General features: G+C 70.1%; 23 protein-coding genes. 6 read left to right on the top strand and 17 right to left on the bottom strand.

Features of this window, described 5'->3' with window-relative positions; translation table 11 throughout:
* Positions 1 to 93 precede the first annotated feature (93 nt).
* The 6 genes from ABZ562_RS34070 to ABZ562_RS34095 form a co-directional block, all read right to left on the bottom strand.
* On the bottom strand, positions 94 to 1299 hold the full coding sequence (locus ABZ562_RS34070; RefSeq protein ID WP_361487370.1) for a serine hydrolase domain-containing protein: 1206 nt from the start codon (positions 1297 to 1299) through the stop codon (positions 94 to 96).
* A 73-nt stretch (positions 1300 to 1372) separates the two neighbouring features.
* A complete protein-coding gene (locus tag ABZ562_RS34075) occupies positions 1373 to 2131 on the bottom strand; it encodes an ABC transporter ATP-binding protein (RefSeq protein ID WP_361487286.1) in 759 nt (252 codons plus the stop codon).
* Positions 2128 to 2892 carry a cobalt ECF transporter T component CbiQ gene (gene cbiQ / locus ABZ562_RS34080; protein ID WP_361487289.1) on the bottom strand — a complete coding sequence of 255 codons (765 nt, stop codon included), beginning with the start codon at positions 2890 to 2892 and terminating at the stop codon, positions 2128 to 2130. Before cbiQ ends, ABZ562_RS34075 begins: the two co-directional genes overlap by 4 nt.
* A gap of 1 nt (position 2893) precedes the next feature.
* Entirely contained in the window at positions 2894 to 4024 is a 1131-nt protein-coding gene (locus tag ABZ562_RS34085) for an energy-coupling factor ABC transporter permease (protein ID WP_361487291.1), read from the bottom strand.
* 156 nt (positions 4025 to 4180) lie between these two features.
* On the bottom strand, positions 4181 to 6439 hold the full coding sequence (locus ABZ562_RS34090; protein WP_361487294.1) for an MMPL family transporter: 2259 nt from the start codon (positions 6437 to 6439) through the stop codon (positions 4181 to 4183).
* A gap of 123 nt (positions 6440 to 6562) precedes the next feature.
* Complete coding sequence (locus tag ABZ562_RS34095) at positions 6563 to 7186, bottom strand: TetR/AcrR family transcriptional regulator (protein ID WP_361487297.1); 624 nt, start codon at positions 7184 to 7186, stop codon at positions 6563 to 6565.
* A 141-nt stretch (positions 7187 to 7327) separates the two neighbouring features.
* On the opposite strand from ABZ562_RS34095, the gene ABZ562_RS34100 reads away from it, so the two are divergent.
* Positions 7328 to 10687 (top strand): S41 family peptidase, encoded by a 3360-nt coding sequence (locus ABZ562_RS34100; protein ID WP_361487299.1) that lies wholly within the window; start codon positions 7328 to 7330, stop codon positions 10685 to 10687.
* Between the two features lie 115 nt (positions 10688 to 10802).
* Here the strand turns inward: ABZ562_RS34100 and ABZ562_RS34105 are convergent, their stop codons facing one another.
* The 4 genes from ABZ562_RS34105 to ABZ562_RS34120 form a co-directional block, all read right to left on the bottom strand.
* A complete protein-coding gene (locus tag ABZ562_RS34105; RefSeq protein ID WP_361487301.1) occupies positions 10803 to 11057 on the bottom strand; it encodes a hypothetical protein in 255 nt (84 codons plus the stop codon).
* 121 nt (positions 11058 to 11178) lie between these two features.
* Complete coding sequence (locus ABZ562_RS34110) at positions 11179 to 12084, bottom strand: SDR family oxidoreductase (RefSeq protein ID WP_361487303.1); 906 nt, start codon at positions 12082 to 12084, stop codon at positions 11179 to 11181.
* A complete protein-coding gene (locus ABZ562_RS34115; RefSeq protein ID WP_361487305.1) occupies positions 12081 to 13052 on the bottom strand; it encodes an alpha/beta fold hydrolase in 972 nt (323 codons plus the stop codon). Before ABZ562_RS34115 ends, ABZ562_RS34110 begins: the two co-directional genes overlap by 4 nt.
* Positions 13049 to 14572 (bottom strand): NAD(P)/FAD-dependent oxidoreductase, encoded by a 1524-nt coding sequence (locus ABZ562_RS34120; RefSeq protein WP_361487308.1) that lies wholly within the window; start codon positions 14570 to 14572, stop codon positions 13049 to 13051. Before ABZ562_RS34120 ends, ABZ562_RS34115 begins: the two co-directional genes overlap by 4 nt.
* 195 nt (positions 14573 to 14767) lie before the next feature.
* Between ABZ562_RS34120 and ABZ562_RS34125 the strand changes: the two genes are divergently transcribed.
* Entirely contained in the window at positions 14768 to 15520 is a 753-nt protein-coding gene (locus ABZ562_RS34125; protein WP_361487373.1) for a MerR family transcriptional regulator, read from the top strand.
* Here the strand turns inward: ABZ562_RS34125 and ABZ562_RS34130 are convergent.
* Positions 15514 to 16317 (bottom strand): exodeoxyribonuclease III, encoded by an 804-nt coding sequence (locus tag ABZ562_RS34130; RefSeq protein ID WP_361487310.1) that lies wholly within the window; start codon positions 16315 to 16317, stop codon positions 15514 to 15516. The genes ABZ562_RS34125 and ABZ562_RS34130 overlap by 7 nt on opposite strands.
* A gap of 64 nt (positions 16318 to 16381) precedes the next feature.
* Between ABZ562_RS34130 and ABZ562_RS34135 the strand changes: the two genes are divergently transcribed.
* Positions 16382 to 16912, top strand: a complete 531-nt coding sequence (locus ABZ562_RS34135; protein ID WP_361487313.1) for a GNAT family N-acetyltransferase — start codon at positions 16382 to 16384, stop codon at positions 16910 to 16912.
* On the opposite strand, the gene ABZ562_RS34140 is transcribed toward ABZ562_RS34135, so the two are convergent.
* The 4 genes from ABZ562_RS34140 to ABZ562_RS34155 all read right to left on the bottom strand — a co-directional run bounded on the left by ABZ562_RS34140 (position 16879) and on the right by ABZ562_RS34155 (position 20229).
* A complete protein-coding gene (locus ABZ562_RS34140) occupies positions 16879 to 17331 on the bottom strand; it encodes a hypothetical protein (RefSeq protein WP_361487315.1) in 453 nt (150 codons plus the stop codon). The genes ABZ562_RS34135 and ABZ562_RS34140 overlap by 34 nt on opposite strands.
* Complete coding sequence (locus tag ABZ562_RS34145) at positions 17328 to 18491, bottom strand: hypothetical protein (protein WP_361487318.1); 1164 nt, start codon at positions 18489 to 18491, stop codon at positions 17328 to 17330. Before ABZ562_RS34145 ends, ABZ562_RS34140 begins: the two co-directional genes overlap by 4 nt.
* Before the next feature lie 211 nt (positions 18492 to 18702).
* Positions 18703 to 19356, bottom strand: coding sequence for a LysE family translocator (locus ABZ562_RS34150; protein ID WP_361487321.1), 654 nt, complete (start codon positions 19354 to 19356; stop codon positions 18703 to 18705).
* Positions 19357 to 19887: 531 nt separating this feature from the next.
* The gene (locus tag ABZ562_RS34155) at positions 19888 to 20229 is read right to left on the bottom strand and encodes a hypothetical protein (RefSeq protein ID WP_361487323.1); all 342 of its coding nucleotides are present in this window, start codon (positions 20227 to 20229) and stop codon (positions 19888 to 19890) included.
* 753 nt (positions 20230 to 20982) lie between these two features.
* On the opposite strand from ABZ562_RS34155, the gene ABZ562_RS34160 reads away from it, so the two are divergent.
* Together ABZ562_RS34160 and ABZ562_RS34165 are read left to right on the top strand one after the other, a co-directional pair.
* Entirely contained in the window at positions 20983 to 21516 is a 534-nt protein-coding gene (locus ABZ562_RS34160) for a hypothetical protein (protein ID WP_361487326.1), read from the top strand.
* Between the two features lie 197 nt (positions 21517 to 21713).
* Positions 21714 to 23321, top strand: coding sequence for a hypothetical protein (locus tag ABZ562_RS34165; RefSeq protein ID WP_361487329.1), 1608 nt, complete (start codon positions 21714 to 21716; stop codon positions 23319 to 23321).
* 98 nt (positions 23322 to 23419) lie between these two features.
* Here ABZ562_RS34165 and ABZ562_RS34170 read toward each other — a convergent pair whose 3' ends face one another.
* Together ABZ562_RS34170 and ABZ562_RS34175 are read right to left on the bottom strand one after the other, a co-directional pair.
* Positions 23420 to 23890 carry an NUDIX domain-containing protein gene (locus ABZ562_RS34170; RefSeq protein WP_361487332.1) on the bottom strand — a complete coding sequence of 157 codons (471 nt, stop codon included), beginning with the start codon at positions 23888 to 23890 and terminating at the stop codon, positions 23420 to 23422.
* 2 nt (positions 23891 to 23892) lie between these two features.
* Positions 23893 to 24636, bottom strand: a complete 744-nt coding sequence (locus tag ABZ562_RS34175; protein WP_361487335.1) for an XRE family transcriptional regulator — start codon at positions 24634 to 24636, stop codon at positions 23893 to 23895.
* Positions 24637 to 24754: 118 nt separating this feature from the next.
* Between ABZ562_RS34175 and ABZ562_RS34180 the strand changes: the two genes are divergently transcribed.
* Positions 24755 to 25114, top strand: a complete 360-nt coding sequence (locus ABZ562_RS34180) for a DUF6415 family natural product biosynthesis protein (protein WP_361487338.1) — start codon at positions 24755 to 24757, stop codon at positions 25112 to 25114.
* Positions 25115 to 25845 lie beyond the last annotated feature (731 nt).

Consider the following 25845-nt stretch of genomic DNA (forward strand, 5'->3'; position numbering starts at 1 on the left):
CGCCGCGGGCCGACGCCGTGGTCGGCGAGGGTGCGGGTGACACTTCCCGGGCCGCATTGGCGGCGCTGTGCCCTCAAGCCCCGGAGGGCCCGCCTATGTCTCCCGGGCCGTCAGCGCCGTCCGTAGGGCGCGTACCAGGGCCTGCGCCCGCGGGTCGGCGGTGACGCCGCGCTGCATGCCGTTGGTGACGTACGCGAAGCCGATCCGCGCCTCGGGGTCGGCGAAGGCGAGCGAGCCGCCCCGCCCCGGGTGGCCGAAGGAGCCCGGGCCCAGCAGCGGGCAGGCCGGGCCGTGCAGCATGTAGCCGAGCCCGAAGCGGGTGCCGACCACCAGCACCCGGTCCGGCCCGGTGGACTCCTCCGTACGGGCCAGGGTCAGCGTCGCCGGGGCGAAGAGGCGGCCGCCCGCGCGGGCCGTGCGCGCCGACGGCAGCGGGCCGATCAGCGCGGCGTAGAAGCGGGCCAGCGCGTCGGCGGTGGCGACCCCGCCGGAGGCGGGCAGCCCGGCGGCGAGGTAGGCCGGGTCGTTCTCGTCGGGCACCGGGCTGATCGCGCCGAACGCGCGCCGGGTCAGCGACTCCGGGTCGGCGTACGCCTCGGCCACCGACCGCTTGGGCCGCAGCCGCAGCCCCTGCGCGGCGGGCGCGGCCGGCGCCTCCACCGAGCCGATCCGGCCGACCCGGTCCAGCTGCTCCTCGGGGAGCCCGAGCCACAGGTCCAGGGCGAGCGGCCGGGCGATCTCCTCCGCGATCCAGCGGCCGATGGTGCGCCCGGTGACCCGTCGCACCAGCTCGCTCAGCAGCCAGCTGTAGGTCTGTGCGTGGTAGCCGTGGGCCGTGCCGGGCTCCCAGTCGGGGCGCTGGGCGGCGACGGCCCGCGGCCCGGATATGCCGTCGATGGCCTCGTCCGGGGTCAGCGGGGTGTCGAGGGCGGGGATCCCGGCGCGGTGGGCGAGCAGATGCCGCACCAGCACCCGTTCCTTGCCGTTCTCCTTGAACTCCGGCCAGTACGTGCCGACCCGGCCGTCCAGGTCGAGCTGGCCGCGCTGGTGGAGCAGCAGCGGTACGGCGGAGGCGACGCCCTTGGTGACGGAGCGGACGACCTGCGCGGTGTCCTGGGCCCACGGCTCGCCGTCACCGTCCTCGGCCGGGTCCTTCGTACCGCCCCACAGGTCGACGGCCTTCTCCCCGTCCCGGTAGAGGACGATGGCCGCGCCGCGCTCGCCGCGCTTCGCGAAGTTGTCCGCGAAGGCGTCCCGGACCGGTTCGAATCCGTCGGCCACCGTGCCCTGGACGTCCACCACTGATCCGACTCCCACCCTGCCGATCCGACCGTGCTGCCGTCCTTATGGTGCAACGAGCCCGGCCGGGACGTCAGACCGGGGCCGTCACCGAGCGGGGGTCGAAGCCGAAGGGCAGCTCCAGCCGGTGCTCCCGCATCAGCTCCTGGTCGCACAGCAGGTCCTGGGTACCCCCGTCGGCCGCGATCACTCCCCCGCTGAGCACCACGGACCGCGGGCACAGCTCCAGCGCGTACGGCAGGTCGTGGGTGACCATCAGCACGGTGACGTCCAGGGAGCGCAGGATGTCGGCCAGTTCGCGGCGCGAGGCCGGGTCCAGGTTGGAGGAGGGCTCGTCCAGGACGAGGATCTCCGGCTCCATGGCCAGCACGGTCGCGACCGCCACCCGCCGGCGCTGCCCGAAGGACAGATGGTGCGGCGGCCGGTCCGCGAACTCGGCCATCCCCACCCGGTCCAGGGCCCGGTGGACCCGCTCCGCCAGCTCCGCGCCGCGCATCCCGGCGGCGGCCGGGCCGAACGCCACGTCCTCGCGCACGGTCGGCATGAACAGCTGGTCGTCCGGGTCCTGGAAGACGATGCCCACCCGGCGGCGGATCTCGGCCACGTTCGGCTTGGTCACCGGCAGCCCGGCGACCGTGACCGATCCGGCGCCCGCCTCCAGGATGCCGTTCAGATGCAGCACGAGGGTGGTCTTGCCCGCCCCGTTGGGGCCGAGCAGCGCCACCCGCTCACCGCGCGCCACGGTCAGCTCGACGCCGAAGAGCGCCTGGTGGCCGTCGGGGTAGGCGTAGGCGAGGCCGGACACCTGGAGGGACGGCGGGGCGGAGGTCATGTGAGCATCCATCCGGTCAGGCAGACCGCCAGCGCGGTCAGCGGAAGTGCGGCGGCGTAACTCCACTGTGCCCGGGACGCGGTCACCTCGTCGATCACCGGCATCGTGCCCGTGTAGCCACGGCTGAGCATCGCCAGGTGGACCCGTTCGCCCCGCTCGTAGGAGCGGATGAACAGCGCTCCGGCCGACTTCGCGAGCACGCCCCACTGCCGCACCCCGCGCGCCTCGAAGCCGCGCGAGCGGCGGGCGATCCGCATCCGGCGCATCTCGTCGGTGATGACGTCCCCGTAGCGGATCATGAACGACGCGATCTGCACCAGCAGCGGCGGCATCCGCAGCCGCTGGAGCCCCAGCAGCAGGGCGCGCAGCTCGGTCGTGGTCGCCAGGATGACGGACGCGGCGACCCCGAGCGTGCCCTTGGCCAGGATGTTCCAGGCGCCCCACAGCCCGGACTCGCTGAGCGACAGCCCGAGTACGTCCACCCGCGCGCCCTCCGCGACGAACGGCATCAGCACGGCGAAGGCCACGAACGGGATCTCGATCAGCAGACGCCTCAGCAGGAACCCGGCCGGGATGCGGGCCGTCGCCGCCACCGCCGCCAGCAGCACGGCGTACAGGCCGAACGCCCACAGCGCCTCGCGGGGCGTCGCGACGACGACGAGGACGAAGCAGAAGACGGCGGCGATCTTGCAGTGCGGGGGGAGGGTGTGGACCGGCGAGCGGCCCGCCCGGTAGAGCGTGTGCGCGTGTCCCGCCCCCATCTCAGCGCGCCTCGGCGTCGGTCTCGGCCCGACGCCGCCGTACGACGACGAAGACCCCGGTCCCCACGGCGAGCGTCGCGCCGACCCCGATCACCCCGGCGAGGCCGCCGGAGAGGCGGGGGTTGGAGATGTCCTTGACGCCGTAGTCGGCGAGCGGGGAGTCCTTGGCGGCGTGGTCCTCGGTCTTCTGGTCGATGCCCTTGTCGTGGGCGACCTTCTCCAGCCCGTCGGGGCTGGCGGAGGCGTAGAAGCTGACGACGCCCGCGCACAGCAGCGCGGCCCCGAGCCCGGCCGCCCACACCCGGCGCGCGGAGCGCCGCGGTGCGGCGGCCGCGGGGGCTTCCGCGTCCGTGCCCGCGGGTGCCGCCGTGACCGTACGGGCGGCGGCGGGCGCGGCGGCTCCGGCGGGCGCGGTCGGCGAGGCCGGGGCCGGGGTGCGGCCCGGGGTCACGGGCGTGCTGGTACGGAGTTCCAGGCGGCGCGCGGTCACGCCGCGTGCGCCGTGGACGAGATCCGGTCGTACGGCCATCACGGCGCCGACCGTCAGGGCCGTGATGGCCGCCTCGCCGATACCGATCAGCACATGCACGCCGACCATCGCGGTGAAGACTTTGCCGATCGCGACATCGGTCGTCCCGCCCAGCGCGTAGATCGCGGTGAAGGCGACGGCGGCGGCCGGGACGGAGACCAGGGCGGCGGCGAAGGACGCGACGGTGACCGTGCGGCTCCGGTTCGGGGCGAGCTTCAGCACGGCGCGGAAGATTCCGTAGGCGACGACCGTGGTGACGACCGCCATGTCCGTGATGTTGACGCCGAGCGCGGTGAGGCCGCCGTCCGCGAAGAGGACGCCCTGCATGAGCAGCACCACGGAGACGCACAGCACGCCCGTACAGGGGCCGACGAGGATCGCGGCCAGCGCACCGCCGAGCAGATGCCCGCTGGTGCCCGCGGCGACGGGGAAGTTCAGCATCTGGACGGCGAAGATGAACGCCGCGACCAGCCCGGCCAGCGGCGCCGCCTGCTCGTCGAGTTCGCGCCGCGCGCCGCGCAGGCTGACGGCGACCGCGGCGGCGGCGACGGCACCGGTCGCCACCGACACGGGGGCGTCGATGAATCCATCGGGGACATGCATGGCGGGGCTCCGCTCCTGAGCTGCGGGTATCCGCTCGATGGTGACCTACCTGCACATCGTTCGCAAGAGCGCCCACCCCGCGAAAGCGCCGGCGGCGGCCCTCCCGTCTGGGAAGAGCCGCCGCCGGGGCGTGTGTTGGGCGTCTGCGTCCGCCGGTTACACCCGGCTCAGCTCCGGGTCCTTCTCGGAACCCTCGGCGTCCGCGTCGCCTCCCGACGCGGCGTCCGCTCCGAGCTGCTTGCGCAGCCCCTCGCCCTCGACGTCCACGTTGGGCAGCGCCTTGTCGAGCCAGCGCGGCAGCCACCACGCCGACTTGCCGAGCAGCGCCAGCACCGCCGGGACGATGGTCATGCGGACCACGAAGGCGTCGAAGAGGACCGCGGTGGCCAGGCCGAAGCCGATCATCTTCACCATCGCCTCGGACGAGCCGATGAACCCGGCGAAGACGCTGATCATGATGACGGCGGCCGCGCTGACCACCCGGGCGCCATGCCGGAAGCCGGTGACGACGGCCTGACCGGGGCGCTCGCCATGGATGTACGCCTCGCGCATCCGGGTCACCAGGAAGACCTCGTAGTCCATGGCCAGCCCGAACACCACACCGATCATGAAGATTGGCATCATGCTCATGATCGGGCCGGTCTCCTCGACGCCGAACAGGTCCGCCGCCCAGCCCCACTGGAAGACCGCGACCACCGCGCCGAGCGCCGCGACGACGGACAGCAGGAAGCCGAGCGCCGCCTTGAGCGGGACCAGAATCGACCGGAAGACGATCATCAGCAGCAGGAAGGCCAGCCCGACGACCAGGGCCAGATACGGCAGCAGCGCGTCGTTCAGCTTCTGCGAGATGTCGATGTTCATCGCGGTCTGACCGGTCACCAGCACCTCGGCGCCGGTGTCGGACTTGAACGAGCCCGCGTGGTCCCGGATGTCGGAGACGACCTTCTCGGTGTCGACACTGCTCGGCTTGTACTTCGGCACGACGGTGAGCATCGCGGCGTCGCCGGGCTTGTTGAACGTCGCCGGGGTGACGGCCGCGACGCCGTCCAGACCGGCGATGGTCTTGCTCACCTTGTTCACCGCGGCCTTGGGGTCGTCGCTGCCCTTGGTGTCGGCGACCACCATCAGCGGACCGTTGAAGCCCGGGCCGAAGCCGTCGGAGATCATGTCGTACGCCTGCCGCTTCTGGCTGCTGACCGGCTGCGAACCGTCGTCCGGCAGCCCCAGCTCCAGGCTGAGCGCGGGCACCGCGGCGGCGCCGAGGCCGAGCACGCCCAGCAGCAGCACCGCCACCGGGCGGCGCAGCACGAACCGGGCCCAGCGGGTGCCCATGTTGGGCTTCTCCTCCGCCTGGCCGCCCTCCGCGGCGGCGGCCTTCGCCTCCGCCATCCGCTCGCGCGCCTTGCGCCCGTACACCCGCTTGCCCGCGAAGCCCAGCAGCGCGGGGATGAGGGTGATCGCGATGAGGACGGCGATGACCACCGTGCCGGCCGCCGCGAAGCCCATCTTGGACAGCATCGGGATGTTGACGACCGCGAGACCGACCAGCGCGATGACGACGGTGAGACCGGCGAAGACGACCGCGGAGCCCGCGGTGCCCACGGCCCGCCCGGCGGCCTCCTCGCGTGTCCGGCCCTCGGCGAGTTCGGCGCGGTAGCGGGAGACGATGAAGAGCGCGTAGTCGATGCCGACCGCGAGGCCGATCATCATCGCCAGCGTCGAGGTCGTGGTGGACAACCCGAGGGTGGTGGCGAGCGCGGTGATCCCGGAGATGCCGATGCCGACGCCGATGAGCGCGGTCAGCAGCGGAAGTCCGGCGGCCACCAGCGAGCCGAAGGTGATGGCGAGGACGATCGCGGAGATCACGATGCCGATGATCTCGGTGGAGCCGGTCTCGGGCATCTCCTGGAGCGCGTCACCGCCGATCGCCACGGTGAGATCCGACTTCTGCGCCTTCTCCCCGGCCTTCTCCAGGCCGTCCTTGGCGGTGTCCTCCAGCTCCATGGCGTTGACCTTGTAGCTGGTCAGGATGTACGCGGTGGTGCCGTCCTTGGAGACGGCCCGGGCCTTGTACGGGTCGGCGACGGAGGCCACCTGCGGGGAGCTGGCCTTGAGGTCGGCGACGGTCTTCGTGACCACGGCCTTGTTGGCCGGGTCGGTCATCTTCTCGCCGTGGGGCGCGCGGAAGACCACCCGGGCGGTGGCGCCGTCGGCGTTGCCTCCGGGGAAACGCTTCTCCAGGAGGTCGAAGGCCTTCTGGGCCTCGGTGCCAGGGATGGAGAAGCTGTCGTTGGCGGGGGGCGAGGCGGTCGCGGCGCCGACTCCGGCGACGGCCAGGAGCGCCACCCATATCAGGGCGACGAAACGGCGGCGCCGGAAGGCGAATCGGCCGAGTTGATAAAGGAACGTGGCCACGAGGAGAGATGCTCCCGTCGAGTCGGTGTCACTGCTGGCAGGTGTGCGTGACCTGACCGGCGACGAGAGCGGCGCGCCGGCTGGTCCGTATGTCCGTATGGGGTATGTGCGGGGTGGGGAGGGTCAGAGGCCGAGGGCGGGGAGGACCACGGCGTCGATGTAGGCGCTGAGATAGGCGGCATCCGGCTCTTCGCCGTCGATCAGCGACCGGGCGACGAGGGCGCCGCACATCATGTGCACGACGTAACCCAAGGCGGGTCTGTCCGGAGCCACTTCGCCCCGGTCGACGGCGCGCCGCAGCAGCGCCTGGAGAGCGTCCAACTCGGGATGGAACAGCAGCTCCCGGAGGGCCTGGTGGAGGTCCGGATTGGTGTGGACCGCCTGGGCCAGCCCCCTCATCAGGGCCGCGTCACGCTCCCGGGCGCTCTCGGTGCACCGCACGATCTCGTGCAGGTCGCCGCGCAGCGATCCGGTGTCGACGTCCTGGAGCGAAACGGGCTTGGTGTGCCGCAGCGCGGAGGCCACCAGCTGCGGTTTGCTCTTCCATTGGCGGTAGAGCGTGGCCTTGCTGGAATGCGTGCGCGCGGCGACGGCGTCCATCGTCAGCGCGTCGTACCCGACCTCCCCGAGAAGCTCGACCACGGCCTCGTACAGCTCGCCCTCCCGCTCGGGGGACAGCCGGCTGCGGCGGACCCGGGCCGTGGGCCGGTCGTCGACCGGCTGGTCGGCGGGCTGGGCCGTCGGCATGGCGCTCCCCTTTCGAACGAAACGGTTTCGTACTCTTCAAACCATACGACCACCCGGGCCACCCCGACAGCGAAACCATGTCGTTTCGCTCGTGGTGTGCGTCACAGAACCGAGTTGCTTTGCCGGACCGGGGCCGAAACCATGGATGAGGTGAGGGACACCAGCGACACCGACCGCGCGTATCTGCGATTTCCGCATCTGCACGGCGACTTGCTGTGCTTCGCCGCCGAGGACGATCTGTGGGTCGCCCCGCTGACCGCCCGCGGCGAGCCGCCCGGGCGGGCGTGGCGGCTGACCGTCGACCGGACCCGGGTGGGTCACCCCCGCTTCTCCCCCGACGGCTCCCACATCGCGTACACGAACTGGCGCAGCCTCGACCCCGAGATCCACCTCGCCCCCGTGGACGGCGGCCCCACCCGGCGGCTGACCTACTGGGGCAGCGAGGACGCCCGGGTATGCGGCTGGACGCCACCCGACCAGGACGGCGCCTCCCACATCCTCGCCGTGTCCTCGCACGGCCAGCCCTTCTCGCACTTCTCCTGGGCCTACAGCCTGCCCACCGACGGCAGCCCCGGCAGCCGGCTGCCCTGGGGGCCGGTGGCCGACATCGCCGTGGCCGACATCGCCGTGGCCAACGTCGCCGCGCCCGGCATCCCCGTCGGCGACCAGGGCCCGGACGGTGAGCGGCGCACCCTGCTGCTCACCGGCAAGCCGCCGCACGAGCCCGCCTCCTGGAAGCGCTACCGGGGCGGCGCGACCGGCCGGCTGTGGCTGGGCGGCACCCGGCTGCTGCCCGAACTCGACGGCCATCTGGACTCGGTCATGGTGGTCGGCGGGCGCATCGCCTTCCTCTCCGACCACGAGGGCGTCGGCAACCTCTACTCCTGTCTGCCCGACGGCACCGGCCTGCGCCGCCACACCGACCACGACGACTTCTACGCCCGCCACGCCTCGACCGACGGCAGCCGCGTCGTCTACCAGTGCGCCGGGGACCTGTGGCTGGTGGACGACCTCGGCCCGGACGCCGAGCCCCGGCGGCTGCGGGTTCGGCTCGGCGGGGCGCGCGCCGGGCGGCGGCCCTATCAGGTGCCGGCCGCCTCCCACGTCGACTCGCTGTCCGTGGACACCACCGGCCGGGCGAGCGCGGTGTGCGTACGCGGCAGCCTGTACTGGCTCACCCACCGCGACGGCCCCGCCCGCACGCTCGCCGACACCCCGGGCGTCCGGGTGCGGATGCCCGAGATCCTGGGCTCCAGCGGGCGCGTCGCCTATGTGACGGACGCGGAGGGCGAGGACGCGATCGAGATCGCCTATCTGCCGCGGGCGAGCGAGACGGGCGAACCACGGCGGCTGGCCGCGGGCCGGCTGGGGCGGGTGCACGAGATGGAGCCCTCACCCGACGGCGACCGGCTCGCCATCGCCGCCAACGACGGCCGGCTGCTGCTCGTGGACACCTCCGCGGACGGGGACGGCGAGGTCACCGAGCTGGTCCGGTCACTCAACGGCCCGGTCGCCGACCTCGCCTTCTCACCCGATTCGGCCTGGCTGGCCTGGTCCCATCCCGGCATCGGGCGCAGCCTGCGCTCCATCAAGATCGCACGGCTGACGGACCGGACCATAGTGGACGTGACCAGCGGGCGGTTCGAGGACGAGGAACCGGTCTTCACCAGCGACGGCCGCTATCTCGCCTTCCTGTCCTGGCGCGGCTTCGACCCCGTCTACGACGTGCACACCGGCGACCTGTCCTTCCCGCTCGGCTGCCGCCCCTATCTCGTACCGCTGTCCTCCGCCACGCCCTCGCCCTTCGCCCTGTCCCCCGAGGGCCGGCCGGCGGCGGGCGGGCTCGACCCGGACGACGGCGACGGGGGCGGGAGCGGGGACGGCGACGGCACGGTGACCGTCGAGGTGGAGGGGCTGCCCAGCCGGGTCACCGCCTTCCCGGTGGCCGCCTCCAAGTACTCCTCGCTGTGGCCGGTCAGCGGCGGCGGCCTGGTGTGGCTGCGCTGGCCGATCTCGGGCGCGCTCGGCGAGACGTTCGCCAACCCCGCCGACACCTCCGACCGCCCCACCCTCGAACACTTCGACCTGGCCAAGGCCAAGCGCACCGAACTCACCAGCGAGCTGGACTGGTTCCGGGTCAGCGGCGACGGCTCCCGGCTCGTCGTCATCGACGACGGCGATCTGCGGGCGGTGCCCGCCACCGAGTCGGGCGACAGCGACTCCACGGTCCAGATCGACATGCGCCGCATCCAGCACACGGTGGACCCGGCGGCCGAGTGGCGGCAGGCGTACCAGGAGGCGGGTCGCATCACCCGGGCCTACTTCTGGGAGCCGGGCATGTGCGGCGTCGACTGGGACGGGGTGCTCGGCCAGTACCGGCCGCTGGTCGAACGGGTCGCCTCCCCGGACGAGTTCGCCGATCTGCTGCGCGAGGTCCTGGGCGAACTGGGCACCTCGCACGCCTACGTCCAGGCCGCGCGCCGCAACGAGGGCCCGGCCCACTACCAGCGCCCCATCGGGCTGCTCGGCGCCGACTTCACACCCACCGAGGACGGGTCGTGGCAGGTCTCCCGCATCCTGCCCGGCGAGTCCTCCGACTCCCGGGCGCGCTCGCCGCTCGCGGGCTCCGGCATCCGCGAAGGCGCCCGGCTCACCCATGTCGACGGGCGCCCGGTGGATCCGGTGGCCGGCCCCTGTCCGCTGCTGACCGCCGCGGGGGGCACCACCGTCGAGCTGACCTTCGCCGCCCCGGACGGCGAGGGCCCGCCGCGCCGGGTCGCGGTCGTCCCGCTGATCGACGAGCGGCCGCTGCGCTACCAGGACTGGGTGGCCAGGCGGCGGGCGGTGGTACGGGAGTTGAGCGACGGGCGGTGCGGCTATCTGCACATCCCGGACATGGGCGGCTCCGGCTGGGCGCAGTTCAACCGGGACCTGCGCCGGGAGGTGTCGTTCCCCGCGCTGATCGTGGACGTCCGGGGGAACGCGGGCGGCAACATCAGCGAGCTGGTGGTCGAGAAGCTGACCCGCACCGTGATGGGCTGGGACCTCACGCGCAACGCCCAGCCGGTGTCGTACACCAGCAACGCGCCGCGCGGGCCGATCGTCGCGGTCGCGGACGAGGCGACCTCCTCCGACGGCGACATGATCACCGCGGCCTTCAAGATCCAGGGCATCGGCCCGGTGGTGGGGCTGCGGACCTGGGGCGGCGTGGTCGGCATGACCGGCCGCCATCCGCTCGGCGACGGTACGACGATCACGGTGCCGATGAACGCCGCCTGGTTCGACGCCTACGGGTGGGGGGTCGAGAACCATGGCGTGGAGCCGGACATCCCGGCGCCCCGTTCCCCGCTGGACTGGGCGGAGGGCCGCCATCCACAGCTGGGGGTCGCGGTGCGTACGGCGCTGGACCTGCTGGAACGGCATCCGGCCGCGGCCCCACCGGGCTATGGCCAGGTACCGGACCGGCGACGCCCGAAACTCCCCCCGCGGGGCGACGGTTGAGCGCGGAGCGACGGTTGAGCGCATGAACTGAGCTGACTCATGCGTGCCGGGGGCGCATCCCCTGACGGATGCGCCCCCTCGCGCACACTCTTCACTACCCCGTCGACGAGACGGCTTACATCTCCTCGAAGGGCTCCTGGTCCCGCATCTCGTCGCCCATGCCCTGCTGGCGGCGCTCCCGGCCCATACGCTCGGCCTGTTCACGGCTTTCGGGCCGGTCCTGGTCGCGGCGCGGCTCCTGACCCCGCTGGCCCCGCTGGGCCTGCTGGCCTCGCTGCCCCTGCTGACCCCGCTGGGCCTGCTGGCCCTGCTGGCCCTGCGCCTTGCGCTTGGCCTGCTGGGCCTTCTCGCTGAACTCGTCCTTCCCCATCTGTGTCACTCCTCATCGGGTGAAAGGGATCGGGCCCGACCAGAGTTACACGCAGGGACATACTCCGCATTTCGATCGACCTCACCCATCGAATTCCCAGGTCAGCGCGGTTGACAGACAGTTACCGGTCACGCTGCGTACGGGCGGCGCGCGCCCGCTCGTCCGCCGCGCCGCCCTCGCCCACGAGATGGCCGCGCTGACCGCGGGTGGCCGCCAGCCGGGGTTCGACCCTGCGCATCTCCCGCCGCCCCACCGCCCCGATCAGGGCGGGCAGACAACCGCGCAACGGCTGCGTCCCACGCAGCCACCACTGCGCGTACACATGGGCCGAGCGCCGCTCCATCCCGGCGACGAGCCGGTCCACGGCCGGACCCAGGGGATACGTACGCCCCGCGGGCCACGGCATGCGCGTCCGCAACTCCCGCATCAGCTCGTCCCGGTCGGCGCCGCGCATCATGTCCGTGTCGGTCCAGCTGAGATAGCCGACCCCGACGCTTACGCCCCGGTGGCCCACCTCGGCGCGCAGACAGTGCGCGAACGCCTCGACCCCCGCCTTGGACGCGCAGTACGCGGTCATCATCGGCGCGGGCGCGATCGCGGCGAGCGAGGCGATCTGCAGCAGATAGCCACGGCTGGCGATCAGCGCGGGCAGGAAGGCGCGGGCCGTGGTGGCGCTGCCCAGCAGATTGACCTCGACCACCCGCCGCCAGGCCGTCTCGTCGGTGTCCAGGAACGGACCGCCGGTGGCCACCCCGGCGTTGGCGCACACGATGTCCACCGCGCCGAAGCGCTCCACCACTTCCCGCGCGACCCGGGCCATCGCCTCCGGATCGGTGACATCGGCGTGCCAGTGGCCGGAGTCGGTGGGCAGCCGCTCCGACACCCGCTTCAGCTCCTCGGGTTCCAGGCCCACCAGCGCCACCCGGGCACCGCGCGCGGACAGTTTGCGCGCCAGCAGCTCGCCGATTCCCCGTGCCGCGCCGGTCACCACCGCGACCCGGCCCTCCAGACTCCCGCGCGCGCTCATGTCGTCTTCTCCTCAACTGCGTGGGGGTCGCCGTCGGTCATGGGGCCTCGCGAGGCTCCCCCGTGGTCCGCGGCGAGGCGGCGGACCACGCGGCTCACCGCCCCGGGGTCCTCCACGGGGGTCATGTGGCCGAGGCCGGGCAGCTCGGTGAGGCCGGTGCAGTGCGGCAGCGCGGCCGCTATGGCGTGGGCGTGCTCGGGCGGGGTCAGCCGGTCGGCGGTGCCGACGATGACGGCGGCCGGCATGGTCAGCAGCCCGACGCGGGCGTCCAGATCGAGGTCGCCCATGACATGCGCCCAGGCGGCGCGCACGGCGCGGGGGCACGCGTGCACGATCTGCGCACAGGCCTCCACCATGGCGGGGGCGGAACCCGGGCCCATCGTCCCGTACCGCAGCAGACGCTTGGCGAGGGGCGTGACCGGCCCCATGGGGACCCGCGCGCCGAGGATCGCGCGATGGATCCGCGCCCGTAGCCGATCGGAGCGCAGCGGCACCACGCGCGCCCGCTCGATCAGCCGGGAGGCGCCGGTGCTGCACAGCACCACGGCGGCGGCGCGCTCGCGCAGCGCCGGACGGCCGGCGGCGGCCATCACCGTCATCCCACCCATCGAGTGGCCCAGGACCACGGCCCGGCGGCCCGGCTCCAGGGTCTGCTCCAGCACCGCCTCCAGGTCGTCGGCCAGCGCCTCGGTGCTGTAGCCGCCGGGGCCGGGGGCGGCACTGCGGCCATGGCCGCGCTGGTCGTACAGGATCACCCGGTGGTCGGCGGCCAGTTCCCGCAGGACCGGCGCCCAGAACGCGGTCGAGCAGGTCCAGCCGTGCACCAGGACGACGGCGGGAGCGGCGGGGTCGGCGGGCCCGTGCAGCTCCGCGTGCAGCCGGGCGCCGTCGGCCGAGGTGACGGTCAGCTCATGCGCGCCGGCCGGCGGGGCATACGGCCCGGAGGGGACGTAGCGGGTGCGCCTCATCGCGAGCCCCTCCCCGCGGCGGACTCCGCGCCCCGGGCGGCTCCGGTCCGCTGCCGCAGCACGTGGTACTCCGCGAGCCGCACCCGCCGGGTGACCCGTTTGAACTCGCTGGTCGAGCCCGGCCACAGGGTCGTGTTGCGGCCGTTGTCCAGATACCAGCTGTCGCAGCCGCCCGAATTCCACACCGTGCGCTTCATCCTCTCCTGGACCATGTCGTTGTAGGCGCGGACCGCCGCCGGACGCGCGTCCAGCGCGACCTTGCCGCCGAGGGCGTCCAACTGCCGCAGATAGTCGGTCACATAGTTGAGCTGGGCCTCGATGATGAGGATCATCGAGCTGTTGCCGAGCCCGGTATTGGGCCCGATGATCGTCAGGAAGTTGGGGAAGCCCGCCGCGCTGGCGCCGCGCAGCGCCTCCATGCCGCCCTTCCACTCCTCCGCGAGCGTGGTGCCCGCCGCCCCGGTCACGCGCTGGGCGATGGGGATGTCGGTGACGTGGAAGCCGGTCCCGAAGATGATCACGTCGGCCTCGGTCTCGGTGCCGTCGGAGCCGATCAGCGTGGCGCCGCGGATCTCCTTGAGCCCGCCGGCCACCTCCACATGCGGCTGGGCGAGCGCCGGGTAGTAGTCGTTCGACAACAGGATGCGCTTGCAGCCGATGCGGTAGCGGGGGGTCAGCCTGGCCCGCAGCACCGGGTCCTTGATGGCCCGCGCCATGTGCGCCCCGGCCAGCCGCTCCACGAACCCCAGCTCGGCCGGACGCTTGGTGAAGGCCCCGACCTGCAACTCCCGGAGTCCCCACAGCAGCCCGCGGCGCAGCGCCCCGGAGACCGGCAGCCTGCTGTGCAGCCAGCGCTCGGCGCCGGTGATCCGGCGGTCCATGCGCGGCAGCACCCAGGGCGGGGTGCGCTGGAAGAGGGTGAGCCTGCGCGCCTCCTTCTGGATCTCGGGCACGATCTGGATGGCCGAGGCGCCGGTGCCGACCATCGCGACCCGCTTGCCGCGCAGGTCGTAGCCGTGGTCCCAGCGCGCGGTGTGGAAGACCTTGCCGGGGAAGCCGTCGAGCCCGGGGATGTCCGGGATCTTCGGATCGGAGAGCGGCCCGGTCGCGCTCACCACGACATCGGCGGTCAGCGGCCCCCGCGCGGTCTCGATCTCCCAGTGCAGCGCCGCCCCGTCCCAGCGCAGGGCCAGCACCTCGGCGTCGAAGCGCAGATGCGGCCGCAGCCCGAAGGTGTCGGCGACCCGCTCCAGATAGGCCCGGATGTGCCGCTGCCCGGAGAAGGCGCGTGGCCAGTGGGGGTTGGGGGCGAAGGAGAAGGAGTAGAGGTGGGAGGGGATGTCGCAGGCGCAGCCCGGATAGCTGTTGTCCCGCCAGGTCCCGCCCACCGCGTCGGCCCGCTCCAGGACCACGAAGTCGGTGATGCCGGCGCGGCGCAGTCTCACCGCCGCGCCCAGCCCCCCGAATCCGGACCCGATCACCGCCACCCGCACGTGCTCATCCGTCAGCCCAGCCGCCATGCCGCCGCCTCCCGCCGCTCGAACTGCCTTGACTGCCTGAACCGCTTGAACGGCCTGAACCGCCCGTAACCGCGCCAGCGTTCACTGGCACGATGGGAGCGTAGGACAGGGATCCGGCGAGCGGTAGGGGCTGTGGATAACCGAGTTACCGGCGGTCACACCCGACCGTCCTCGACATAGGCTGCTGCTGTGGCGATGAGCGAAGCGGACCAGGTACGCGAGTACCGGCTGACGGAACTGGCCGAGAGGGCCGGGATCACCGTGCGCACCCTGCGCTTCTACCGGGAGCGCAAGCTGATCCCGCCGCCCCGCCGGGAAGGCCGTATCGCCTGGTACAACGACCACCACCTGGCCCGGCTGCGGACCATCACCGCTCTGCTGGAGCGCGGACACACCCTGGGCGGGATCGCCGAGCTGATGGCCGCGTTCGAAAGCGGGCGGCGGGACGTCGGCGAGCTACTGGGGCTGGACGGCGGCCTTCCGGCCTGGTCCGAGGAGACCCCCGTCCGGCTCACCCCGCAGGCCCTCGCCGACTACTTCGACGACGAGGCCACCGCGGAGAACCTCACCGTCTCCCTCGACATCGGCTATCTCGCGGTCGACGGCGACGACATCGTGCACATCAGCCGCCGGCTGCTGGACACCTCGCGCGCCCTGGTCGCCCAGGGCATCCCACTGTCGGCCGTCCTCGCGGCCGGGCGCGAGGTCCGGGAGCATGTGGACGCCATCGCCGAGACCTTCGCCACACTGGTGATCAGCCATGTGCTGACCGACGCGGACAGGTGCGGCGAGGAGATCGGCGAGACCGTGGAGCGGCTGCGGCCCCTCGCGAAGAGCGTCGTGGACGCCGAGCTGTCGATGGCCATGGACCGCCGGCTGCGGGCCGGTCTGGCGGAACGGGCGGATGGGCGCGCGGAGGACCCCGGGCGCCCGCCGCCGGATCAGTGAGCGGCGCCGTAGGTGACCGTCACCGGGGCGTGGTCGCTCCACCGCTGGTCGTAAGCGGGCGCCCGTTCCACGACCGCCTTCAGCGCCCGCCCGGCGAGCCCGGGGGTGGCGACCTGGTAGTCGATGCGCCAGCCCGCGTCGTTGTCGAACGCCCTCCCCCGGTACGACCACCAGGAGTACGGACCGTCGACCTCCGGGTGCAGCGCGCGCACCACGTCCACGTAACTCCCCTCCTCGAAGACGCGCGACAGCCAGGCGCGCTCCTCCGGCAGGAACCCGGACTTCTTCCGGTTGGCCTTCCAGTTCTTCAGGTCGGGCTCCCGGTGGGCGATGTTCCAGTCGCCGCACACCAGCGCCTCGCGCCCATCGGCCGCCGCCCGCTCGCGCAGCTCCTTGAGGTACGGAAGGAACTCCGCCATGAAGCGCTCCTTCTCGTCCTGCCGCTCGGTGCCGACCTCACCGGAGGGCAGATAGAGGCTGCCGACCGTGACGCCCGGCAGATCGACCTCCACATAGCGGCCGCTGCCGTCGAACTCGGAGGACCCGAAACCGACCCGGACACCCTCCAGCTCGCGCCGCGCGTACACCGACACCCCCGCCCGGCCCTTGGCCGCCGCCGGGGCGTGCACCACATGCCAGCCGTCCGGCTCGCGCACGGCCTCGGGCAGTTCGCGCGGCTCGGCGCGCACCTCCTGGAGGCACACCACATCGGCCGCGGTACCGTCCAGCCAGGGCACGAAGCCCTTCTTGGCGGCGGCACGCAGCCCGTTCACATTCACGGTCGTCACGGAGAGCACTACGGCACGATACGACATGGAAAATCCGCTGCCGCCCCCGTCGCATGGAAGTACGATCCCCCGCGTGAAGATCCGACCGGTGCGCTTCGACCACCCCGACGCGGTACGTCTCAACGACGAGGTGCAGGCGGAGTACGCCGAGCGCTACGACGACGAGGGCGACATGACGCCCTTGGACGTGGCCCATTTCGACCCGCCCCACGGCCTCTACCTCATCGCCTACGACGAGACCGGCCGCCCGGTGGCGACCGGCGGCTGGCGCAGCCAGGACCGGAACGACGAGGGATACGAGGACGGGGACGCCGAGCTGAAGCGGATGTTCGTCGTACGGGAGGCGCGCGGACGCGGGCTGGCCCGGCTGATCCTCGCGGCGCTGGAGGACAGCGCCCGGGCGGCGGGCCGCACCCGGATGGTGCTGGAGACCGGCCTCAAACAGCCCGAGGCGATCGCGCTGTACACCTCGTCGGGCTATGTGCCGGTGACGAAGTTCGGGCTGTACCGCTTCGACGAGCTGAGCCGCTGCTTCGGCAAGCCGCTCGCTCTCCCGGAGGACGCCGCCGTTCACCAGAAGAACCAGCCGGGCGTCGCCTCGTAGATCCGCGCCGCCTCGCCACACCGCCCGGCGCCCCCGGAACCCTCATGGGCGGCGATCACGGCCGCTTCGCGTTCGCCGTATGCGTCGACCCCGTCCGCCGCCACGATCAGGGCGGCGATCACGGCGAGGAAGACCCAGGGGACCGCGCGGTGCCGCGGCGCCTTCTCCTGCACCACCCAGGCACCCAACACGGCCGGCACCGCGGCCGCCGCCACCAGGCAGAGGGCCACGGTGGTGAGGCGGCCGAGGAGGGGCGAGGCGTCGCACAGCACGTAGACGCGCCCGCCGCGCAGCCGCTCGTAGAGGGCCGCGCCGCTGAGCGTGAAGCCGAACGCGGCGATGTGATGCGGCCGCACGGTCCATACGGCGGAACCCGCCCCGTCGCCGGAGCGGGTTCCCTCCTCCGTCAGCCGCTTCATCCCTGCGCGGCGAACTTCTTGCTCATCGCGTCGAACACGCCCTTCGCCTCGGCCCCCAGATGCGGACCGGCGAGCCAGGTGTGCTCGTTCGAGCTGATCGAGCTGTTGGACACCAGCACCGTCTTGCCCCCACGGTTGACGAACCAGCCGCCGCCGGAGGTGCCGCCGGTCATCGAGCAGCCGATGCGGTACATGGTCGGCGTGGTCGGCGCGAACGACAGCCGGCCGGGCCTGCCGGTGCAATTGAACATCTTCGCGCCGTCGTACGGCGGCGCCGCCGGGTAGCCGTACGCCCCGATCGAGCTGACCTTCTTCGCCGACGGCGCCCCGAACCACACCGGCGCGGCGGCCCCGACCGTCTCCTGCAGCGACTTGCCGCCGCCGTTCTCCGGCTTCACATGCAGCACCGCGAAGTCGTACGCGGAGCCCACGTTGCCCGTCTTGCCGCCCGTGTTGATCCACTGCGACGAGGTCTGCGACCAGTTCGCCCACCACACGCCGTACGGGGTGACCTCACGCTGGGCCGCGGTCTCCGTGCGGGCGGCGGACAGCCCGTTGTCGTTGTACGACGGCACGAACACGATGTTGCGCATCCAGCCGCCCTTCTTGCCGGAGTGCACGCAGTGGCCCGCGGTCCACACCAGGTTCGACTTCCCCGGGTGCGCCGGGTCCTCGACGACCGTGCCCGAGCAGACCATCGGCCCCTCGGGGCTGTCGAAGAACACCCTCCCGACCGGCGCCATGTTCCGGTGGTACGGCCGCGAGACCTGCTTGGCCGGTACGGCGGGCGGCTCCGGATCGGTCGCGGCCCGGTCCTCGCCCGCGCTCTGCGCGGAGAGCGTGTTGGGCGAGTCCTTCGCCTTGGACATCCGGGACGGCTGCCAGAAGTTCTTGATGACGGGATTGGCGAAATCGGACGCGTCGCGCGCCCAGTTGTCCCAGTCCTTCCAGCCGCCCTGCTTCCACTTCTTCAGGTCGTCCAGACTCGTCGGAACGCCCTCCGGCAGCTTGACCCCGTCATCACCCTGCTGACCGGCAGCGGCCGGCGAGGTCGACTCGGAACCGGCCTTGTCCTCATTCGGTCCGCAGGCCGACGCGGTAGCCACGAGCAGTGCGGCCACCGCGGCGGCCGCCGCGGTGGAACGGCGTATGAATGGCATGGCGCCTTATCCCCCTGTGGTGCTGTTGTTCTGCTGTGCGGAGTTCATGCGACGGCGCTTTCGCGCCATGTCCCATCCAGGACGCACCTACTATGCCCGGGCCTCTCGCCAGGGCCATCACCTGTCTCACGGCCCGCACACAACAGGAACGGTGTCAGCACGAATCCCTGACATCGGACGCCTCGTCAGAACAACGCCATGGGCGGCCGCGTCAGGCCGTCCTGCGCCCGCCCTCCGCGAGGAGGTTCGTCGCCAAACCGAAGAACGCCACCCCGCTCACCTGCTCCATCCGGCGCCGGAACGCCGGCCGCCGGATCCGCTCGCTCAACGCGGACGCGGCACCGGAGACCACCCAGTACCAGAGCGCCAGCTCGACGATGTCGATCGCGGTGAACAGCAGGGTCGAGGTGAACACCGAGGCACCGTGCGGGGTGAACTGGGGAATCAGGCTCATATAGAAGACCCCCGCCTTCGGGTTGAGCAGATTGGTGCCCACCCCCGCGCGAAACGCCGCCCACCACCCGCTCGGCCCCGATCCACCCACCGGCCCCGGATCCACCGCCTCCGGCTCCGCCGCCGCCCGCCGCGACCGCCACAGCGCCGAGGCCCCCAGCCACACCAGATACGCCGCCCCGGCGACCCGCAGCGTGTCGTACGCCACCCGCGAAGCCGTGAGCAGCGCCGTCAACCCGACCGCCGTGGCGAACCCCCACACCAGACACCCGGCGAGAATCCCCAGCGACGCCGCCAGCCCCGCCTGCCGCCCATGGGACACCGACGTGCGCAGCACGAGCAGGGTGTCCAGCCCCGGAGTGACATTGATGAGCGCGGCAACGCCCGCGAAGGCAAGAGCTGAGGTGAACATGCCCGCAGGCTAATCCAGCACAAGCGAAACCCCCGCCGGATTTCCCCGGCGGGGGTTTCGAGCTGCGGTGGACCTGAGGGGATTTGAACCCCTGACCCCCTCGATGCGAACTACGGGCGGGGCGGCCGCTGAGGTCTGCTCGCCTGGTCGGCTGGCTGCCTGGAGGGGCTGACAGTCGGCAGCAATCGCACTAGTTGCTGTACTCCGCTGCTGTACAGCAACCTGCTAACCGCTCGGATTTGGAGGGTGCGGCGGGAGCTGCCAATGGTCTGTCGCTGTTACGGAGGAAACCACCGTGTACCTGCGGCCAACCGGGATCGGCACCGGACTCCTTCAGGAGAACCCCTGACCAGTGAAGACACGCGTACTTTGGGCCTGAGGTCAGAGATAAGAGCCCGGGGCCTCGACGATCAACGACTTGTTCACTCGGTCGATGACAACCCGCACTCACGTTGATGCCTCCCGAGGGTCCGATCGGATCCCCGGGAGGCAGCGGTGTCGCTGTTCAAACAGCAGGCCTGCCGAGCAGGCTTAGCAGGTCACGACCTTGTCGTAATCGACCCACGGCTGGGTGGACGAGAGCAACGCAGTCTTGCCGGGCTTCACGGACTCGCAGTCCGAGTCGTACCCGTACTTGAAGATGCCCTTGAGCTTCTTCGTGCTGGCACAGTTGTTCTTGACACGGAAGGTCTTGTACCCCTCGTCCTGCGTGGTTTTCGTGACCTTGACGCAGCTGGGGACGGCTCCCTGGGCATTGAAGTCCCCAGTCGTCACCACCTGCGCCTGGGGGGCGGCCACAGCCGACGTCCCCATCAATCCCAGCGAACCGCCGAGCGCCATAACCGCAACGCCCATCACAGCGAACTTACGCATAGATCTGCCTCCGCTCACGAGTGAGTGAGGAGAGCGCCACCTTGGTCATGGGTGGCGCAGCCCCCGATGACGTGAACATTCCTAACACATGCGATCATGCGCGTAGTACACCCCCTGACCAGATTTCAGCCAATCCGTGGCGCCTCAAGGACGCGAGCGGGCACCCTCAGCTGTAGGTCCTGTCGGCGGATCACCCGTAGCTGCCCAGCCGGGTTTACGGCGGGTAAGCCGTGCCGGGGCGCCGCGTTCCACCTGGGCGCGGCTGTCCAGCTGGGCTTCACCGCGCTGTCCCAGTGGTTCGGCACCGAGGTCAGCAGCTCACCGCCGCGGACTGCCTCCTTCTCGCCTTTCTCGTTGAGGTTCACGTCCACCGCCCGGCGCACGGACGAGCATCGCGATACGGCGATGTGCACCCCCGTTGCCGTCAACGACTGCCGTCAGGACAGCAGCTCAGCGGCGACAGCTCCGGCTTCGGACCTCTTGATCCGTAGGTTCGGGCAGGTTGCAGGCAGGGCCCCGTGTGATCTCCCCGACAGCGGGTCACGGCGAGCGGCTGACCGGTTGTGTGTGCCCTCGTTGATGTCAGCATTGATGTCAACTGTGGCTACCAGTGGGCCGGACTGCATGTAGTCCTCACGCTCAAAGGTTGGCGTACACCCCAGCCCGAGCCCGCCAGCCCTCTCTGCCACTTCAAGGCGCGCGCACGGCACGGGCGCGCGCCTCTGCGGCGACGAACACCGCCACAATGGCGCAATGGATCAGGGACTCGCAGCCGTCCTCGGCGGTGCTGTCGGCGTCTTGGGTACGGGGCTCACGGCGAGCCTCGCATTCTGGCAGGCCCGCTGGGTGACCAGGCAGCAGATATCGGGCACGAATGCCCAATGGCGGAGGCAGGTGCAGCGAGAGGCGTACGGAGTTTTCCTCGAACGCTATATGAAGCTGACTCGCTTCCTGGGCGAGACGGAGAAGAAGATCAGGGTCCGGGAGTACACCGAGGCTGACGCGGCGCGGGTCGCTTCCTCGACCGGCAGCCAACTCGATGACCTGTTGACGTCCATCATCACGGTGCAACTGGAAGGTCCCGCAGAACTGGGGACCAGTGCCTACCGGGGGTACGACGCGATGGGGAACTGGTGGACTGCCCTTGCGAGGCTGGCCAACTCTCTGGACAGCGGCGATCCAGCAACTGACCAGTTGCAGGCCGTGGCGGAAGCCCAGCGCGAGGCGGGCGAGCAGATCGGAGCATTTGCAGGGTTAGCGCAACAGCACTTGAACGAGATCCGCTAAAACCGTGGCGGGTGCAGCGGCCCCATGCTTGCCGGGCGGGTCTCCGAGCCCTGGAGCGCCTGACACCACAAGTGACCTCCCTGACGGCCGGCGCCCCTCACACTTGCCTTCTCGGTCATTGAGCCTCCGCCAACCTGTAGGCACAGCTAAGCTTCCCGGTTGGTGACTGACACGTCGTTGGGGGAGGTTCGGGACTGATGACGCAAGAAGGCCCGTACGAGAAGATCCGAGAAATCGCGAATTCAGTTCCAGCCGATCTAGAGATTTGGAAATCCGGGCGATCAGCTCTCCCCATTGCTTTGTTCGAGGTCTCCAGAAGGCGACTCACCAACAAAATAGAGCGGATCGGAACTGGCGGTCCCGTAAACGACGATGGCGAGATCGGAGGCAAGTGGGCATCCGTAGTGGCCCACTTGACGGAATGGGCTTTTCGTTACGGAGATCAGACTAAAGAAGGAAGGGAGCCGACTGAGCAAGATGCGGCGGCGGCTGTCGATCTAGCCGAAAAATGGAAGGCGCTCGATATCGCCTTCAACGCAGGAAGGGCTGGTCGCGCCAAAATCTCGCAGACGAAGCGAGGGTTCTGGATCGATCCCTTAAGTGATCCACGATTGGAAGTCCTAGACATGATCTTAGAGGGGGTCGACACTTTCGCAGCGCCAGCCCCTGAGATGGGCCCCGATCTCAGCCCTGCGATTTCTTACCTAAATTCGATGCACACTTCGACACCTGGGGGATCGGCGACAGTCCCCAGGGGAGTGATGGGCCTATTTGTGCAGCACGCCAAGAACAATCTACGCGCACAACACTGGGAGGTGCCGAGATCTACCAATATCGGAGGAATGACCCTCGATGAGGCAATTCCCCTGCTCGGGACCTTGCAGGGAATCGCAGCCACAGGTATGGAAGTGTTCGCTCGGTACCCAAGCCTGACCATGGCGAATCCGGCTTTCAAGCGAAACGACCTCGCGAAGATGATCGCCCGCTACAACCCGAGCAGCGATAAAGTTGAACGTTTCTTGGATTTGTTCACCTATAAAGGCCAAAACGGCAGGTCCCCACTTTCCGCGCCGCTCGTTGAGTGGAATGACACACTGATCGTGACTCCACACTTACTGCATGACTCTCTGACGGAACGAATGGTTCTTCGCGCAGCGTCGGCGGATCCTGCCAGTTCCGGAAAACTGGGCGTCGCCCTTGGTGACCTGTGTAGTCAATGGGCGGCCCGCTTGAGAGGCATCCCAGGTGTCGAGGTTGCCGAAGAGGTAAAGATTTTCGACGCCGGAAATAAGAAGTTGGGCGATCTCGACATCGTCGCGCTCGATAGAGGTCAAATGCAAGGCCTGATCATCGAGGCTAAGTGGCCTGTTGACGCCAGGACCTTGAGCGACGCCCGGAAACAAGAAGATGCCGTAGACAAAGGTCGATCGCAAATCGAAAGACTTCAGACACAAATGGGAGGCGACGTCAAGGTAAAATTCCCCAATGGATGGCCTGACTTCTATGATGTTCAGTGGAAATGGATTGTAGGGACGGCACGGTTCTTGGATTCACGGCGAACGGAATCAACTATCCCTTCCCTCAGCTTGCGCCTTATTGAAACACTCCTACCTGCAAGCTCATTGCGGGAACTTTTGGAATCGCTTGAAGACCTTCCCCTACCCAAAGAAGGGAAGGATTTCCGGCTAGGCTGGAAAAGCGTACGGATTGGGCGGTACGTCATCCATGTGCGAACGATCCACATGTTGCGATCACATCCCACAAGTTCTCCGCTTGGCCGACGACGTGCCGATGGGTGGACATGAGCCCAAGGTCTCCATAACCGGGAGAGCTTTGCTTTAGAGGTGCACCACTCCAACGGACTTGACCTGATGGATAGCGTCCCTTGAGTGAACCGACGGTTTCAACCTAGGTAGGGGCGCTTGCGGTGCTCCAGAAAGTGTCGGATACGTAGTCGCTGCGTGTGGTGCATGGGAAGCTCGTCCAGCTCTTCCTGCTGGACGAATCGCAACTCGGTGGACTCGTCCGAGATTCCGAGTTGGCCGCCGACGACTCGGGCCGTGAAGCAGACGTTGAACTGTCGGCGGACCTCGCCGTCCGTGTACGCGATGACGTGGCGCGGGTCGGTGTACGTGCCGACAAGACCCATGATCTCGACGTCCAACCCGGTCTCTTCCTTGACCTCACGGACGGCCGCGCCCGGAAGCGAATCCGTCATCTCCATGCCGCCGCCTGGGAGTGCCCAGAGGTCGTTGTCCCGGCGGCGCTGGAGGAGGATGCGGCCCTCCTCGTCGGTGACGACGGCGGACGCGGCGACCACCATGCTGTTCGGCTCGGGTGCGTCCGGGTCGTCGTAGTACTCGGTTCGTGCCACGGTCAGTCTTCCTCTACGGGTGTCGCTGTCGCCCACACCGCATCGAAGCTGGCGGTGTAGGTGTCGAACATCCCGCCTACCCCACTTCGCCGCAGATGCCACACCGGGGCAGCAAAGGCATTCACGCCCCACACGTGGGCGTTCACCATCGCTTGATCGTCGGCCCGGTAGATCGAGTTGTAGAGCGTCGTGCCATGGATCTGCACCTCGATGCCCGGCGTCCCGATGAGGGATCGGTAGTGCATGAGGGCAAGTCGGCAGCGAGATTCGATCCCGTGCCCGAACTTCTCTTCCTCGCCGCGCAGTCGGACGTTCTCGCTGTCGGGGTCGCCGATGGCGATACGGACCGCGCAGCCTTCGGCAGCTCGCTCCTGCAAGAGGTCGTTGAGCCGGGGGTACGCCTCGTGCAGAAAGACGGCGGCGTACACCAGGACGTCGATGCGCTCGCGGGCCTGGGCCAGCATGTCCACGAACGCGGACACAGGGACGTCCGCCCGCTGGTCGTAGAGCCCGACAAGCTCAGGGCTCACCGCGCGGGCGGGGCGCGACTGCCGGAGCGATGGCCATATTGCGTGCACGTCTTCTCCCAGGGTTTCAGCCGCTTTCATGGCCGTGGCTCGACGCGGCGTACGACCGAGGTTCACCCATCGCTCAACGGACTTGGGGTCCACTTCGACCTTCTCCGCGAGGGTGGCGTACGTCCAGCAGCCAGCCGCCATAGCGGCGCGTAGCCTCTCGTTCGGCATCCGAGTCTCTCTCTGCATCCGGGGACGGCACTAGGGACGTTTTACCCGACCGGGACGTCCTCAAGTGGGAATTGGCGGTGGTTCCTACGTCCTGGTGAACGGCCAGAGGATGCGTCTCATGGGCACCGACAAGACTCTTCGAGCAGACGTGGACGTCGACGCGATCAACGCGACGATCGTCCGCGCCCTGGTGAAGCGGACGGCACTGCCTCCGTACGAGGAACTGCGTGATCTGCACAAGGCACTGGTGGAGCACGTCCAGACACTGATGCCGCTGGCAGAGAAGCAGGTCGCCCGTCTGAACCGGGGCACCGTGGTCTGGTACGAGAAGCAGAGCAGGTTGAAGACCATCCCGCACGAGCTGACTCAGGGCCTCGGCTCCGGGTTGCAGTCCGCTGACTGGCACGTACGGAGCCTCGGCTACACGTTGCAGTTCCTGCTCGACAATGCCGGACTCGCTCAGGAGCGCGACCGGTGACCTGATGACCGGGCGGGGGCTGCTGCCCATGGGAAGGACCCGCAGCTTCCGCCCTCGAGCCCTCTGGGCGTGGTGACTGTGCGGCGGACATCGCCCCGTTCGCCACTGCGCGGATGTCACCCACTGCGCCCCGGGGGCGGCGGACACTGCACCGTCCGCCGTCAGCGGTCCGGCTCCCGTTCTCGCTCCAACCCGTTCCGCGGGAAGGGAGCCGGACCGCCCACAACAACCGCAGACGCATAACCGGGCCACCCCTCAAAACCCTGGCAGGCCAAGGGGTGGCCCGGTCGGAAGTCCCTGATCAGGACCCCGGTGCCGATGGTACCGGGGTGGTTGTCGTGCTCTCTTCGGCACCGCCTCGTCCCAGATGAGTCCAGGTGAAGGAAGAGGTGGTGCAAGTGCGAGGCATGCACGGCGAGATGGGTTCCACACCTGCGACGCGTGGTGCGTCTACGACACGCTGGCCAGCCACGGCGATACGGGCACCGACGCGGAGCGACCACGACGGGTTGAACCACCGCGCGGCAGCAGCTGCTCCCCGCCGGCCACATTCGGGGCAGCACGTCTGCTCACTCGGCCGCATGCGTGACGGTGGCAGTACGGCGGCCGGCCACATCGAGCTGGGGGCGAAGACTGATATGCCTGTGCCCCGGCCGCCCCTCCTTCGCCGCTGGCCGTTCCTGCGCGCACAACAGCGATGGACGCAGTCGGCAGACGGCCCGCCATGTAAA

The organism is Streptomyces sp. NPDC019937 (genome assembly GCF_040631655.1).
In the GTDB taxonomy this organism is placed as follows: Bacteria; Actinomycetota; Actinomycetes; order Streptomycetales; family Streptomycetaceae; genus Streptomyces.